We start from the raw sequence: 15,671 nt of genomic DNA on the forward strand, positions 1-15,671 counted from the left end.
CCCAGACGTGACGGTGAACGCCGGCGTCGGCGTCGACAGCCCCGGCCAGCCGAATGCGCAGCCCCCGGTCCAGATCGACAGCGACGTCCTCCCAGCGTGGGAGACGGAAACGCTGCCCGACTGGGTTAACAGGTGGCTGATCCCCCTGCTGTCCGCCGGGCAGAAATGGCCGGAGACCAGCGAGAGCGGGATGTCGTACCTGGCAGGGAAGTACGACCGCCTGGCCACGGGGTCCATCGGCTTCACGCCGCTCGCGGGCTCGGCCGCGCGCACCATCGTGACCGGCTGGGTCTCGCCCGCGACCGCGAACTTCGTCACCAGGGCCCAGTTCCTGCACGGTCATGAGGGCGGATTGGCCGGGGTGTCCGGGAACGCGCGGGCCTACGCGCAGCAGGCCAACAACTTCGCCGTCCAGACGCAGTACTCGAAGCTCTCCATCAACGTGGCCTTCTGGGTGACGGTCATCGCCATCGCCATCGCCCTCTTCGTCGCGTTCTTCACCGCCGGGTCCTCCACCGCGATCATCGGGCCGTACGCGGCGGGGGCCCGCGCGGCCATCAGCAGGATCATCGTCAGGCTCGCGACGCTGGGCGCCAGGGAACTGGGCACGACGCAACTGGCCAGGGTGACCGCGCTCAGCGGCGCCACCGGGCGCGGCCTCCTCGCCCGGCTGCTGAGCACGGCGATCGGCAAGGAGCTCGTCGAGGAGATCGGCGAGGAGTTCATCATCGACGCGGTCGCCCAGTACCAGCAGATCAAGATGGGCACCCGGAAGAACTGGGACTGGCGGCAGTCCTGGGCCGCGATCATCGGCGCGGGCAGCGGCGCGATCATCGGCACGAAGGTGGCCGGGCCCGTGTCCCGCCTCACCAGGAGTGTGCCGGGATTCGCGGGCCGCGCCCTGACCACCGGCCTGACCAACACGATCGCCTCCCCGGTCGGCAGCTTCATCGCCAACGGCGTGGTCTACGGCCAGTGGCAGAACCCGTTCACGGCCGATTCCCTCTTGGGCGGCTTCATGGGCGGCGCCGGGCGTACCGGGACGATCAGCCCGTTCAATCCCGACGTCTACACCGCACTGGCCCACCCGCTGACCTCCCTCGCCTCCGCGTACAACGCCGCCGCGCACACCGACGCCGCCCGCGCGGCGGGTGATCCGCCCGGCGGCACGGCAGGCGGTAACCCGTCGAACGGCGGCCGCACCCCGAGCGGCGGCCAGCCCGACATGTCCGGGTCCGTGCAGCAGCCCGAGCCCGCGACGCCCGCGCCCACGAGGTCCGGCGGCACGGCAACTGCGCCGGACCTGAACACGACCTCGAGCAGGCGCGGCTCCACGCCGAACGCCGACCAGAACAGGACAGACGAGCGTCCGGAGGCGGCCAGGCAGGCCGACCCCGCGTCACGTCCCATCGGCGAAGCTGCCCCGCAGTCCGGGCGCAACACCACGGCGGCAACGCCCTCTGCGCAGAACAACGCCGGGACGGCAGAGCGCCTCGCCCCCAGCGCAGCGACGGCAGCGCAAACGCCGGACGGCACCAACGCACAGCACGACGACAACCCCGCCCGGCCGGACAGCACTCCTGCACAGTCCGACGGCCAGCAGGCACGGCCCTCCGACCAAGCGGTGCCCGCCGCCCAGGCCACCGGCGACCAAGCGGTGCCCGCCGCCCAGGCCACCGGCGACCAGACGGTGACCGCCGACGACGGTTCCGGGCACCCGGTCTCCTCCCTCACCGGGTCGGAGTCGGCCGCCACCCCCATGACCGCCGCCGAACGAGCCCGTACCGCGCTGATCGGCGCGCTCGCCACGGACTTCCCCGATGCGATGATCGGTCCGACGGGCGACCTCCTCATCACCTCCGCCAACGGCGTTCGCGTGATCTCCACCGCCACCATGACTCGCATCCGCGCCGCGCTGGACACGCGGGCCGAGGAGGTCCCGAACCTCGCCGAGCTGCAGGCCGAGGCAGCCGCCATGCTGGCGGTCGCCCAGGGCGAGGAGACGGCCGCCCCCGAAACCGACGCCGCGCCCGCCGACGGCCCCGCCGCCGCGCCCGCATACACGAGCAAGCCCGGGACGGTCACGTCGAGGCCGGTCCCCGGCACCAGGTACGTTCCCGGTGGCCGCCAGGGCGAGGACCTGGACCTCGACGAGGTGGGGCGCGCGATCGGGAATTGGCTCGCCCGCCACTTCCTCGACCAGGGCGTGACGCGCTTCACCTGGTCGAAGGATTCGAAGGGCCGCCGGACGCTGGCCGTCCATACGGAGACGGACGGCATCCACTACTTCCGCCCCGTCATCGGCAAGCCGTCCTCGGACCTGATGGCCAGGACCGAGATCAATACGGGCCGGGACGTGAACGACCCCCACGTGGTGCACTTCAACCCGCGTGTGGCCGCCGACCAGCTGTCCAGGGTCTGGCTGCACGAAATCACCGACACCCTGCAGGAGGTGCGGTCGGCCGGTGAGGGTAAGCGGCAGGGCGTCCTGCGACGCGGACGCGGCGGCGAGGCCACGCAGGACGCGTGTGTGCCCGCCTTCTACAACGAGCTGTCGTTGCTGGCCGGGAAGTGGCACCAGGCCCAGACGCTCGCGGAGAAGCGGCTACTCGCCGTCGACATCGACGGTGTGGCGCGCCGGCTGCGGGAACGAGGTCACACCCCGCCCCTGCCCCCCTGGGCGCCCGCACAGGCCACGCGGCCCCGCCACGCACCGGCCTTACCTGGTGAGGGCCTGTCAGCGGACGACGTGCGGGCCGTCATCGACGCGCTTGTCCGGGCGGAGCAGGACCTCCAGCTCCAGATCACGACGAAGACGGACAGCGCGAAAGAGGCGGGCGAGGAGGCCCGCAAGGCCGCGCGGAATTCGGTGCAGGCGCGGATGCAGCACGACCAGGGCAGGTTCGAGCGGGCCCGCAAGGCGCGGCAGGAGATCCGCAAGCACCGCGCCACGCGGGCGCGGCACATCAGGATCGCAGAGGCGAATGCCATCGCGCTGGCGCAGGCGACGCAGGCGCGGAAGGCCTACGAGCGACTGCTGGCGGCGATGAGCCAGGCAGGAAGGCTCGCCCTGCCGGGAGAGGTCGGCATGGCCACGATCGCCCAGTCGCTGGAGGCCGAGGCCAGGCGGCACCATAAGGGCTATCTGGACGCGCTGGCCGAGGCGCTGCCGCATAAGGACAGCCTGTCCACGACCATGCCGGGCCCGCTCGCCCACCTCAACGCCCTCACCGAAGCCGTCAACGACTTGCTGGAACGCAACAAGATCGGCCACCGCTTCGACCCGGACCAGCTGGAGCGCGCCCTGCGGGCCGACTGGCACAAGATCGTCTCCCCCGACGGCGCCGTGCTGCGCGTGGGCCGCGGCAGTAGGGCGGCGGAGGTGCGGATCAGGCTCTCACTCGCCGACCTGATCGAGGTGCTCGACCCGGCCGTCAAGGCGTCGGAGATGATGGTGGGCCTGTTCTTCCAGTCGGGGCGCACGGTCACAGCCACCGAGTCGGGCAGCGGCGGACTGCCCCTCGGCTTCAACACGGCCGCCCTGGCGAAGCTCCTGCCCGAAGGCGAGTCGGCCAGGATGCTGGCCGAACTGCTCGGGGTCGGCGTCGGGGTCGTCGCCGGGCGCAACTGGTCGGCGACGGGCGGCGCGGGGATGTACGCGCAGGGCGGCTCGGTCGCCGACAACAGGAGCGAATCCCTGCTGTTCGACGCCGCCGCGACGTGGACCGTCGAGATCCGCACCGGACAGGACGAGAGCTGGCGGGACACCACCGTGGTGGACTCCGGCAAACCCGGCGACTTTGCCGGCCAGCGGATGTGGGTCTCGCACTCCTTCACCGACCGGACGCCGCGGAGGCTCGCCTGGATCGACGGCAAGAAGCGGGACCCGAAACTCCCCAACCACGTCCTCGCCAACATGACCGGCCTGGAGGGCGCCCTCGACAAGATCGCGGCGACGCTCGGCGGGGAGTACACCGAAGTCGGCGCCGTCCCCCACGACCAGCTGCGCACGTTCGTGACCGACGAGCTGCCCCACCGGCTGCGCGACGCGGTCAACAACGGGCTGGAGCGGGTCTTCACCAAGGACGGCGAGCCGCACGCGAGGGTACGCGCCGAGACCCGGGTCGTGCTCGTGGCGAGCGAGCCGCTGGGCGGGACGACCCAGGATGAGTGGGAGGAGGAGGTGCTCGTCGACTTCGTCTCGGCGCCCGGCGGGGCCTCGTCCGGCGGGTCGCTGGAGGCGAACGCCTCGGCCGGGTTCAACGATCCCGCCCTGCAGGAGGTCGGCGGACCCGGCGGCTACCAGCCCAGCATCGGGCCGCGGGTCAGAGGTTCCAGGTCGGTGTCGCGGTCGTACTCGGCCACCGCCAACATGCAGGCCATCCATCCGAGCGTGCACAGGAAGACCAGCACCAAGCAGAGCTATCGGCTCGCGCTGGAGACCACGTTCACCGTGGAGGTGTTCGGCAAGCCGCCCGTCACGCTGCGGCCGGTGCACAGCGAGGCGGTGGTCAGCATGCGGGAGTCGGCCGCCTACCGCTTCGGCCTGCCCGTCGATCACGCAGCACTGGTGTACAAGGGCGGAAAGCCACTCATCGTGGACGGCAACCAGGTGCTGCGCGGCGATCCACGTCCCGGTCCGCCGCCGGGCCGCAAGGCCGAGCTGCCCGTGTGGCTCGGCGACGGCCCCGGTCAGATGCGCGGTGCCGGCCCCGCCCTCGTCCAGGAAATCACTGGTCTGGACGACGTCAGGAAAAAGGTGCTGGCCGAGCTCGCCGAGCGCGGAATCATCCCGAAGGTCGAGAACGGCGTGCCGCAGTACTCGTCCAACCGGCTCGCGCGCGCCGCCCAGATCCTCAACCTCCAGGAGGTCACGGAGCAGCTGTCCGAGCACCGGATCAGGTCCGCGTACGACTCGCTGGCCCAGGACGGCATCCTCGTCGACCTGGTGATGCACGGCTTGAACAACGCACCGGAGCACCACACGCTGCGCGTGTCGCTGAAGCAGGACTTCAACGACACGAAATACGTCGGATACTCCGAGTCGGAGACGGTGGTCAACCTCGAAATCGGCTCCGACACCTCGGCCCGGGCCGTCGGCCGGTCCAGGACGTACGCAGGCGGCGCCTCGGTCAGCGAGAGCGACGGCCCCGACCAGGGGCACGACGGGCTGTCGCACGAGGCGGGGGTCAACGCCGGCGGCAGCCGCACCCGTGCCGTGGGCTGGAGCGTCGGCAGCACGGTCAACGTGGTGACCCTGCAGGAGAGCACCGGCCCGGTCGCGATCTTCTCCGTGGGCCACGAGCTGACCGTCGAGCTGGTGCACGACGGGGAGACGACCCTCTTGGCGACCGACGAGGGCAAGGGCAGGGCCAGGCTGCTGTTCGCGGCGGACCTCCTCCCTTCGGAGAACGAATCGGCGCCCACGCCTCTGGGCAAGATGTCGCGGAAGGTGCTGTCCAAGGCGAAGCTCCTCCACTTTGACTCGCACGGCAGCCTGGAGCCTGCGGCGAAGCGAGTGCTGCCGAGGGGCATGCGCCCGGATTCGGTGGCGTACCAGACGATCAAGGCGATGCTGGGCGTCCGCAACCTCGTCTCCCACCCCAGGATGCTGATGAGGATGCTCACCACCGGCCTCGGGATCCGCACCAAGGGAATGCCCAGCCGCTCGTCGTTGACGGTGCAGGGTGAGGTCGGCGACGTGGAGGTGCTGGGCGTCGTCGACCATGTGAGCGGCGACATTCTGTTCGGGCTCGGCAGCGCCGGCGTGTCCTGGGGCGGGTCGTCCGGCGTGTCCGCCGGCGCCTCGACGAACGTCTCCGACCTCGACGGCGGCGGCGCGTCGAGCGACGGCGGCAAGCTCTCGCTGCCCTCCCGATCGGGAGGCACCTCCGTCTCCACGTCGATCCTCGACATCTGGGGCTCTGAAGAGCTCGCGATCAACTTCGGCCGCCAGTACATCTTGCGCGCCAACGTGGACCTCACCCTCACCGGCTCGGAGAGCGCGGCAGACGCCTTGCCGCTGGCGGACCGGGTTCCGCTCGGCGAGGCCGGCGAGGATACGGCACAGGGCACCGCGCTGTTCTCGCTCCCGGAGGACGACGCGCTGCTCCTGTACTCCGAAGGCGAACTCCCACTGCCGGGAGCCCTGGTTGCCGATGCCATCGAGCGGTTCGTCAACGGTAGCCTGAGCCTCGACCCGAGCCTCGCCGTGCCCCTGGTCCAGCGGTACGTCATGGACGTGGCCAAGGCGCGGGCGGCCGGCGAGGACGTGGGTTACGCCGACCGGCACCCCCGGCGGGCCCTGCTCGCCAAGATCCAGGAACTGACGGGTCTCGGCCCGACGGCGACCACGGCCCGGCAAGCTGGCGAGCAGCAGCTCGACCAGACGCTGAGCGACGCGGCGGACCTGGTCGAGCGCTCCAGGGAAGTCGTGGTGGCACCGTCGTTCGACAGGGGAATGGCCCGGGTGAAGTCGTTCGAACTGAGCGACGATCAGGGCAATCCCGTCGACTTCATGGACGCGGTGCTGGGCGCGGTGCGTACCGCCGCCCCCGAGGGGGTGGACGAGAGCCCGACCCTGAGCGAAGAGCTGAGCGTCGACTTCTCCCACGACGCCGCGCGGATCCACGTCATCGACATGTGGTCGGCCCGCGGCTACGAGAAGACCTACCACGTGCAGACGGGCCCGCAGACCTCGCAGGCCGAGGAGGTGACGGTCACGGCCCGGCTGGTGTACGACGACCCCGCCGACTCCCGCAAGGCCAGGCTCCTCATGCACACCTCGCAGGCCGGGGACATCGACCAGGACTACCGCTACCTCGACCTGTCGCACTCGGAGTCGTACAACGGCTCCTACTCGGCGGGCCTGGACTACAGCAGCTCGGACCATGGCGACGGCAACGGGGCCGGCGTGTCGACGGACCGGGGCCGCTCGTACACGGGCTCCACCAACCAGCAGAGCACGGAACTGCAGCGGATGGCCCAGTTCAACGGCGTCAACTGGGTCGAGCAGAAGATGACACTAGTCATCGAGGTCACGCGCAAGCCGGTGCGCCGCGGCAGGATATCGGCCGCGGCCCACAGGGCGGCCGACGCGTTGCGGCGCAGGCCCCGCACCGCTCGGGTCACGCACCGCGCCACGCTCGTGCGGCGCATTCCGACCGGCATGATCCGGCCCATCGCCGAGGATCCGGGGCCGGTCGTCATGGTGTCCGACCCCCGGCAGGTCGAGCTGCGCCCCGGCCACTTCGCGCAGCGGCTTGTGGGGCACCCGGGCAAGCCCACTCTCGTGGATGTCGTCACCGCGCAGCTGACGAAGATGCTGGGCGCCAAGGCGGTCGACGAACACCAGTCCAAGCTGACCACGAAGCTGTCCCTGAGCGCGCTGAAGACCGAGTTCGAGCGGATGACGGGGCCGCGCGGCGACGTCGTCGATCGGGTGCCCAGGCAGAAGTTCAAGGACCAGGGTGCCCAGTTCTCGGTCCGGGCCCGCATGTCGGACTTCACCATCATCGCCGGACCGTTCGAGACGGAGAGGGGAAGGGTCAACAGGAAGGCGGACGCCGAGAACGTGACGGTGTCCCGCAGCCAGGTGCTACCCGTAAGCCAGGGCGGCTCCCTGAGCGACGGCGAGTCGGGCCTCAACGGCGGCGTGCGGGCCGGCGAGCAGGCGTCCCAAAGCGTGACCGACCACCACGGGGCGCGCCGCGAGCGCAGCGAGTTCATCAAGGGCAAGGCCTACACGGTCCGGCTCAGGGTGGACTACGACCTCACCTTCGAGTACGTGGCGCGGCTGCGGAACGGCGACGAGCGCGTCGTCGGCGATCCGATCCACCTGCCGGGCGCCACGAGCGGCGAGGTCGACGTGGTGCTCTTCGAGGACGAGATCGCAGAGCTGCGCGCCCGGGTGGAGGCGGACGTACGGCTCGCGCCTGCCGTCGATCACGGATGGCCGACGTTCGCGTTCGCTCCTCATGTGGGCCGCGAAGGGCTGATCCAGATCCTGCAGGACGCCCGCCTGGCCGCCCGCGAACGCGGCGCGGTGGCCCGTGTGGCGGTCCGGGACGCCGACGGCATCCACCGTTACCTGGCCGCCCCCGACGGCTCGGTGCAGAGCGAGACCCCCGACGGCGGGTTCGCCGAGGCGTTCGCCACCCTCTCCCCCGTCGTGCTGGACGCCGCCGACGAGGCCGGTCTCGACCTGCGCGACGTCTTCATGAACTCCGAGGAGCCCGGCACCTTCTCCCATCAGGTCAAGGCCGCGCTGATGGCGCGTGGCGTCTTCCCGGTCGACACCGCCAAGGCGGCCTGGCCCGTCGACCGGCAAGAGGAGAAGCAGCCGGTGGGCGGCAGCGTCGCCCAAGGGCTGGTGGGCGGCACCGTGTCCGATCCCGCGATCGAGGACACGCCTCTCGGCCGGTCAGCCCGGCCCGACGACGTCCCCGACCTGACCTTGGACGAGACGCGCCGCCAGGACACCACAGCCGGCGACCTGGGCGGGGCCGCAGCCCACCTTCGCTGGGGCCGGGGCGGCATGCTGACCGTCCAGGTCCCCACCGCACCCGACCAGCACATCCGCGTGCTGATCGGGGAACCGGGCGAAGGGCTCGACGCCTCCACCGACCTGCGCGCGGGCACGCAGGACGACCCGCATCTCCTGCGTATCTGGCCGCGCGTGCATCCGGACGTCGTGTCGTCGGTCCTGGTGCACGAGCTCTCGCACATCACGCAGGCGGCGGTCGCCGCGGCGGCGGGCGCGCCGCATGGCGTGATCAGGACCTCTCTGTCGGAAAACCAGGCCGAAGGCACCGACTACTGCCTGATCCCCCGCCTGGACGAGCACGCCCACCTGTCGCGCAAGTGGCACGCGACCTCCGACCAGGCCACGCGCGAGCTCCTGGCCGACGCGATCGACGCCATCAGCGCCGACATCGACCGCCGCGGCCACACCCCGCCCCTGCCGCCGTGGGGCACGGGCCCGCGCGCGCCGGCTCCCTCCCCGCCGCAGAGCAGGATCGCGCGGCTGCTGAACGGGGAGTCCCCCGCGGGACCGGACACCTCGCCGGCCGGGCTCGGCAGGCTGGCGGAGATCGCCGGCGTCGCCGAGATGGCTCCGGCGGGCCGCGCCCGCGAGCTCACCGTGACCACGAGAGACGGGACCTTCACCGTGGCGCTGGCCGACGCGGCACCGGACGCCACGGAAGTGACCGTCGACTCGCGCACGCAGGACCGGCTGGTGCTCCGGGTGCCTCGAGGAGCCGGGCGAGGGGCTGACGTCGCCGTGGCCGAGCAGATCGCGGCACACGCGGCCGCGCTGGCCGGCCGCCCGCCGGCCCGGACGCTCGCGCCGGGACCGATGACGCCGGGCCAGATGCCCGGAACGGGCCCCATAGCGCCAGGACCGGTGCTCGGGGTGCCCGACGCCGTGACGCTCGCGAGGCTCCGCGGGCTGACCCGGGTGATCTCCGAAGCCGGACCGGCCGGCGCGACCGCCGAGAGGGCCGCGCTGCGTACCGAGGCGGAACGGGCGGGACTGGCTCCCGGCCGGCCGGGGGCGGCGCCCAGGTTGCTGGCGCTGGCCCGGGCAGGCGAGCTTTCTCCCGCTCACGTCGCGGCGATCCGTGGCCACGCGACGCTGCCGGAGATGGCCGCGGCCGGGGCCATCGAGCGCGGCGCGGCGCTCATGGGCGCCCGAGTCCACACGTACGGTCCTGGCCTGATGGACATTGTGGTGCCCGGCCGCGCGCCCATTCCCGTCGAGGTGCGGCCGGACCAGGCCGGTGACCCCGAGCCGGGCATGCTGACCTTCCCGGTGGACGGCCACCGCACGATCGGCGCGAACGAGCGGGCCGCCGCCGCGACGGCCGCGGGAGCGGTCGCCCGGTCGCTGGGCGGGCGACCGGGTGACCACGCGGCCCTGGCCGAGCTGTACGAGGCCGTGCGCCAGGCGCGAGCGGCCACGGCGCGCCAGCGGCCGGCGCGGCTCGGCGTGCTCTTCGACCTGCTGGCCACCGCCCGGCCCGAGGTGTGGCGGCTCCTGCCGGAACCGCTGGCCACCGAGCTCGCCACGCTGGCGAACGGTCGGCGCCCCCGGGACTGGCCCGCGTACCTGGACCACCTGCGCGCGCTCGCCAACACGACCGGCTGGTACCGGCCCGACTGCCGGTGCCCCGCCGACGAGCCGTGCGTGTGCGGCCGACGCGGCGCACCGCCCCCGCTGGAGGTGGCGGCCACGGCATCCGTGTGAGCGGGACCGCTCGTTCCGGCATGATGGGACTCCTGAGGAGAGGACGGCAATGGCATTCGCGGTGGCACGGACGAGGGACGAGGCGCATCTCTACCTCGATCTGCACCCGTGCGCCTGCGGGTCGGTGGACACGACCTGGCAGAGCGGGCTGGTCAGCGTTGAGGAGGGGCTGGTCAACCGCTATTCCGGCGCGTGCGAGGAGTGCGGGACACGACGGGAATACCTGTTTGGCCTGCCCGAGCGTCCGGTGGTGGCCACCGGCTATCCGACGTTCGGCGGCGCGGAGCCCTCGGAGCTGCTCGACGCAGGCGAGTGGTTGTGGGTGGCCGACCTGACAGCGGGCAACGTGCCGGTGGACGACCAGGCCGAGGCCCGGCGCGCGCTGCGGATCGCGACCGCGGCCGTCGAGGAGGTCGTCAAGTTCGTGCCGCCCGGCGCGGAGGCGGTATCGGACGACGGGTTCTGGTCCGAGCGCGGGCAGCGGATGCGGGCGGCCGAGCCCGGCAGGTTCCAGCTCGACCGGCTGCTGGTCGTCAGGGACACCTACCAGGAACTGGCGGGAGAGCATGCCTGAGCGCGGACTCGCCCGTTCACTCGTGGAGGCGTACGTCTACTTCGACCTGGCGCACGCCGGCGAGCCAGGCGCGTCGCGCCGCGCGGAGGTCGCGCAGGACGAGGACGGCTGGGTGCTGCGGCTCGGTGGTGCGGAGGTGCTCGTCCCCCAGGAGGCCGAGGCCGCGGCGAGACAGCTGGAGCTGACCTTCGGCTCCGGCCTGTCCGAGCTGATCGACCCCGGCCAGTGGGTGCTCATCGCCGCCACCTACGCGAGCAGGGCGCTGGAAGGTGCGCTGTTCTACGCCGCGGACCCCTCCGACCCCGCGGGGTTCGACAAGGTCGCGGCCGACTGGCGCTTCGCCGCCGACGCTGTGGCGGAGGCGCTGAAGTTCTTCCCCGACGGCGCCACCGAGCTGGCTCCTGACGCGTTCTGGACCGAGATGGGCAGATCGCTCCGGGATTCCGAGCCGGATCGGGTCACCAGGACAAAGCTGGAGAGCGATCTCTCCTTCTACCGCCAGAGCCTGGACGACTTCCGCCGCCTCCACCACCGCTGACAGGCGGTGTCAGCTGCCCGCCACGCGGGCGACCGTAATGAGGCCTCTCCAGCCGCATGTGGTCCGAACCACATTCTGTGGAAGAAGCAGTGCGGCGCATCATCCCACGTCTACAGACAGCGATGGCGCGTCATGATGCCGCCTGCGCCACGCCGTGGAGTGCGGCATTACACCTTGACCTACCGCCCCCGCTCACGACCTCGTCGCAACCCCGTCGGGCCAGTTCATCCGCCCGTTCGTTGCCAGGGTGGCCGTTGTGCCCCTTGACCCACAGCCACTCGACCTGGTGCCTGTCGGCAGCCTGATCGAGCCGCTGCCACAGGTCGGCATTCTTGACCGGCTCCTTGGCCGCAGTGTGCCACCCGTTGCGCTTCCACCTGGCGATCCAGGAAGTGATTCCGTTCCTGACATACGTGCTGTCGGTGTGCAACCGGACCTCGCAGGGCCGTTTCAGCGTCTCCAGCGCCATGATCGCAGCCAACAGCTCCATGCGGTTGTTGGTGGTTTGGCCCTCGCCACCGTGCAGTTCCCGCTCATGTTCGCCGTACTGCAGCACGGCACCCCAGCCGCCTGGCCCGGGATTGCCGCGGCATGCGCCGTCGGTGAAGATGTCGACCACGTCCGTCACGCTGACAGTCTCTCAGGCCTGCAGCACGGTGACCGACCGGCCGGAGGGCGTGGTGGCGGTCGTCAGGGTCGTGCGTTCGGCTGCGGGCGGGGCGTCCCGCCGTACGTCAAAGACGATGAGGAGCCCGGTGCGCAGGTCGAGATGGTCCAGGTAGCGGTCCAGCTGGGCCAGGCCCTCGACGACCGGGTCGGGGCGGTCCGGGCGGTGGACCTTGAGCTCGACCGCCTCCCACTGCCAGACCCGCTTGCCCTCCCCGTCGCGATACGGCCAGCGGACACACAGGTCGATCCGCCCCCGGCCCAGCGCGTACTCACGGTCGATGATGCCGCCACCGTTGACGACCCTGTGCAGGAACCCCATGAAGACCAACTGGGCGGCGGCCTCGGTATAGCCTTGCCCAACCGTGAGGATTTCCCCGTCCTTGCGCCAGAACGCCGCGAACTCCGCTACCAGCCTGGTCATGTCCAGCCGCCCATCGGCAGCGACAAAGCTACGCGGCTCCAGCACGACCTGGTCCTCGACCTTCGCCGCGAGTACCCGGGTGATCACTTCCTGGTAGATCGGGTTGGAGATCTGCAGCGGCTTGCCCCGCGTGACCAACCCCAGGTCCTGCACATAACGCACGTCGTCGCTGTACACGGCGATGTTCTCGGACGGCACGGTCAGCCCGGCGAGCATCGGCTCGATGACCCGCTGCACCCGCGTCTCGTGCAACCGGGCCGCCAACGAGTCCAGATGGGTCTCGCGCTGCCGGATCAGCCGCTCGACCGCCTCGTCCATCAGCTCATCGGTGACCGGCCCGGTAATGCCACGCTCAGTGATGATGTCGTAGGCCAGGGCGTTGACCAGCCAGGGCTGCCCCTGGCTCGCCTCGAAGGCCCGCTGCACCGCCGCGAGCGCGAACTCCTGGCCGGTGGCCGAGGTGTGCTGGCGGTACAGCTCGGCCACCTGATCGAAGGTGAAGTCCGCGACCCGCATCCCCACCTTCATATTGAAGGGGGACGAGGAGACCAGCCGCTCCGGATTGCCACCCGAGGCGGCCTTGTAGTCGCGTCCATCACGCATCCCACAGACCGCCACGCTCTGCGGGAACGCCGCGGGGCGGCTGTTGTGCCCATCACGCAACTGCCGCAGCACGCTCACCAGATGGTCGCCGGGCAGCGCGTCGATCTCATCCAGGAAGAGCACCACAGGACGGGGAGAGCGGCGCGCCCACTCGTGCAGCCCCCGGCGCAGTTTGAAGCCCCCAGGGGCCTGCGGCCACGGCTCCGGCGGGAGGCATTCGGGCGGAAGCTGCGCCTGGGCCGCCATTACAGAAATCGCCGCCAGGATCCGATCCTCCGGCGAGGCGGCGCCCGGTTGTTCGGTGGAAGCGGTCTCGCAGGACGCGTAGACCGCCGCGTACACACCCTCGGCCGTCAGAACGTCGGCATAGGCCTTGAGTGTGGTGGTCTTCCCGGTCTGCCGGGGGGCGTGCACGACGAAGAACTTCTCTTCCTCGATCATCCGACGTACCTTCGGCAGGCGCGCCAGGGGATCCAGTTGGTAATGGAGATTCGCGCGGCACGGGCCGGTGGTATTGAAGAACTTCACACATTGCACCTTAGTCACTGCGCTCCGTTACATCCCGCCCTTCAGGAAACCCATGAGCACCCTGGACGCCGTCCAGATGCTGCCGGCATCCGCGACAAGTCAGAGGAGTCCTGACATCGGCCGGTAACTCTTGAATGCCGTGATCGAGCGCACGGGTGACGAACGGGTCCGGACTCGCGCACTGAAACTGGAACTACCCGAAGCCTGAGCCAGGGCCCTGGTCACTCGTCCACATCGTCCTCCCACGGGGGTCTCCTCGGGGAGGACCTTCTCCAGGACTATCTCGCGCTGCCAGCAGTCACCGAGGTCGTAGGTGTACGACAGCGTCGACCGGGGGGCGGGCAGCACCCGCTTCAGGTGGCATAGACCCTCGTCCCCGCACTCCTCCAGCCGGGCGAACGGGTCGCTGTAGCGGCGCCTGCCCACGTTGAACACATGCAGGTGGTGGCCAGAGCAGCCGAACAGCACCCGGATGACCTGGTGCAGGCGGCCGAGCGAGCACTTCTCCGGCACCAGGACCCGCCGCCACATCGCGGCGGCCAGGGAGATCTTGAGCTCGTAGACCGGCATCGGAGTCGACGGCGATCTACCGGGTGGCCTGGCCGTGGAAAGCGGCCCGCAGGCGGCTGGTCAGTGGGAGCAGGCCAGTTACCTGGCCGAGCGGGCACGACCGGGCGCGAGCGACCCACTCCTCGGCAGCCGACTCGTCCGCGCAGACGCACCTTCGCAGGGCTTCACCTGCTGTTGCGGCCCGCGCGGGCCACTAAACCTTTGAGCTTGTACGACTGCGCGCCAACTGGGTGGCAGCGAATCCCAGCCAGATCAGCCCGCCGAATCGGACGATTGGCAGCAGGTAGGAAAGGGGCGTGATGGCCGGGCTGAGGATGGACACCAGCCCTGCGGCGGCAAGGAGCAGGCCGGTCACGTTGATCGCGCGCGGGAGGCGAACGCTTGCCGTCGAGGTGCCCAGGATCAGCACGGCGAGTGTGGCGGCGAATGCCGGGCCGCCGAAGATGAACGACCATTCGGCGAAGGCGACTGCCTCGTCGGTGGTGGCGGCGCCGGCGCCACGCCAGATGTAGAGTGCGCTGCCGGTCAAGGCGCCGGCGGCCATCAGCCCCCCCGTCAGGGTGAGCGCGCGGCTGTACGTGGTGGCGCCGAGTGCCCGCAATCGCTGGTGCATGGCCGCCGCCAGCAGCACCAATGCCACAGCGGAGGCGATGAGCAGAAGCGCGCCCAGCGTCATCGTGCCGCCGTGGCTTTGCGCGTAGTGGAGCACCTGGGTGTCGGTGGCACCCGGTTGCGGGGTGGATCGGTTGGCGATGACGTAGCCGATGGTCAGTGCGACATGGCCGGTGGCGGCCACGATCAGGCTCGAGTGCCGGGCTACGCCGTCGGGGCGAGGTTCCCGCTGGGCAGGGGCGGCCATGGATTGTCTCCTTGATAGGCGGTTTCTCGCAACGCGAGGCGGTGCTGTGTCGGGCACGTAGGGTGCCCAGGGAGGCTCTGAGAACCAAGGGGTGGATCAGCGGTGGTATTCACCAGTTGCATACCGCACCCGCCCCGTTGGCTTGATCTTGCCGAATGGCTTGTAGAGCGAGAGCCAGGCGGCCACCAGGATCGCCTTGCGCCACGGCTTGGCTAGCCGGAATCCAAGGGTTTTCGTCACGATCGCCTCTCCCAGGTCCAGGTACCGGTTCAGAATGGCGGGCGGCGTCGGGCGCTGAAATCCGCCTGAGGAAGAGTGGTCCTCTACAACCAGCGGAGTAGATGACCAAACCGGCGGCCGCCAGTAGACGGCGCGGACTTGGCGAGCATTGGCAGACCAGCGGCAGACAGTATTTCCGCGATCTCGATCGGCATTCGGATGGCCACTCAACAAAGAAACCCAGGTCACGTTCATGACCTGGGTTTCTTCTCGGTGCGCCGCCAGGGACTCGAACCCCGGACCCGCTGATTAAGAGTCAGCTGCTCTAACCAACTGAGCTAGCGGCGCCTGCAGAGGAATATACCGGTGATCCTCATCCTGGTCGAATCGGTATCAGGCGGGCTCCTGACGCCGGGCCGGGCGGCGAAAGCTCAGCCTGGC

General features: G+C 70.6%; 8 protein-coding genes and 1 tRNA gene. 3 read left to right on the top strand and 6 right to left on the bottom strand.

The genetic code is table 11. The features are described from left to right. The first annotated feature begins 7 nt into the window (after positions 1-7). Genes ACTWQA_RS05285 through ACTWQA_RS05295 form a run of 3 tightly spaced genes read left to right on the top strand, consistent with a single transcriptional unit; the run spans position 8 to position 11,361 of the window. Positions 8-10,249 carry a WXG100-like domain-containing protein gene (locus ACTWQA_RS05285; RefSeq protein WP_443158159.1) on the top strand — a complete coding sequence of 3,414 codons (10,242 nt, stop codon included), beginning with the start codon at positions 8-10 and terminating at the stop codon, positions 10,247-10,249. A gap of 49 nt (positions 10,250-10,298) precedes the next feature. Continuing rightward, positions 10,299-10,823 carry a hypothetical protein gene (locus tag ACTWQA_RS05290; RefSeq protein ID WP_443158160.1) on the top strand — a complete coding sequence of 175 codons (525 nt, stop codon included), beginning with the start codon at positions 10,299-10,301 and terminating at the stop codon, positions 10,821-10,823. Then, positions 10,816-11,361: a hypothetical protein gene (locus ACTWQA_RS05295; RefSeq protein WP_443158161.1), complete on the top strand. Its 546-nt coding sequence runs from the start codon at positions 10,816-10,818 to the stop codon at positions 11,359-11,361. The genes ACTWQA_RS05290 and ACTWQA_RS05295 overlap by 8 nt, the downstream gene beginning before the upstream one ends. A gap of 130 nt (positions 11,362-11,491) precedes the next feature. Here ACTWQA_RS05295 and rnhA read toward each other — a convergent pair whose 3' ends face one another. The 6 genes from rnhA to ACTWQA_RS05325 all read right to left on the bottom strand — a co-directional run bounded on the left by rnhA (position 11,492) and on the right by ACTWQA_RS05325 (position 15,578). Then, positions 11,492-11,989, bottom strand: a complete 498-nt coding sequence (gene rnhA / locus ACTWQA_RS05300; protein WP_443158162.1) for a ribonuclease HI — start codon at positions 11,987-11,989, stop codon at positions 11,492-11,494. 12 nt (positions 11,990-12,001) lie between these two features. Then, the gene (locus ACTWQA_RS05305; RefSeq protein ID WP_443158163.1) at positions 12,002-13,495 is read right to left on the bottom strand and encodes an AAA family ATPase; all 1,494 of its coding nucleotides are present in this window, start codon (positions 13,493-13,495) and stop codon (positions 12,002-12,004) included. Between the two features lie 186 nt (positions 13,496-13,681). Continuing rightward, complete coding sequence (locus ACTWQA_RS05310; RefSeq protein WP_443158164.1) at positions 13,682-14,152, bottom strand: plasmid pRiA4b ORF-3 family protein; 471 nt, start codon at positions 14,150-14,152, stop codon at positions 13,682-13,684. Between the two features lie 193 nt (positions 14,153-14,345). Next, a complete protein-coding gene (locus tag ACTWQA_RS05315) occupies positions 14,346-15,011 on the bottom strand; it encodes a hypothetical protein (RefSeq protein WP_443158165.1) in 666 nt (221 codons plus the stop codon). Between the two features lie 96 nt (positions 15,012-15,107). After that, entirely contained in the window at positions 15,108-15,485 is a 378-nt protein-coding gene (locus ACTWQA_RS05320) for a hypothetical protein (RefSeq protein ID WP_443158166.1), read from the bottom strand. Between the two features lie 19 nt (positions 15,486-15,504). After that, a tRNA-Lys gene (locus tag ACTWQA_RS05325) sits at positions 15,505-15,578 on the bottom strand. Positions 15,579-15,671 lie beyond the last annotated feature (93 nt).

The organism is Nonomuraea sp. 10N515B, assembly GCF_052245915.1.
GTDB lineage: Bacteria > Actinomycetota > Actinomycetes > Streptosporangiales > Streptosporangiaceae > Nonomuraea.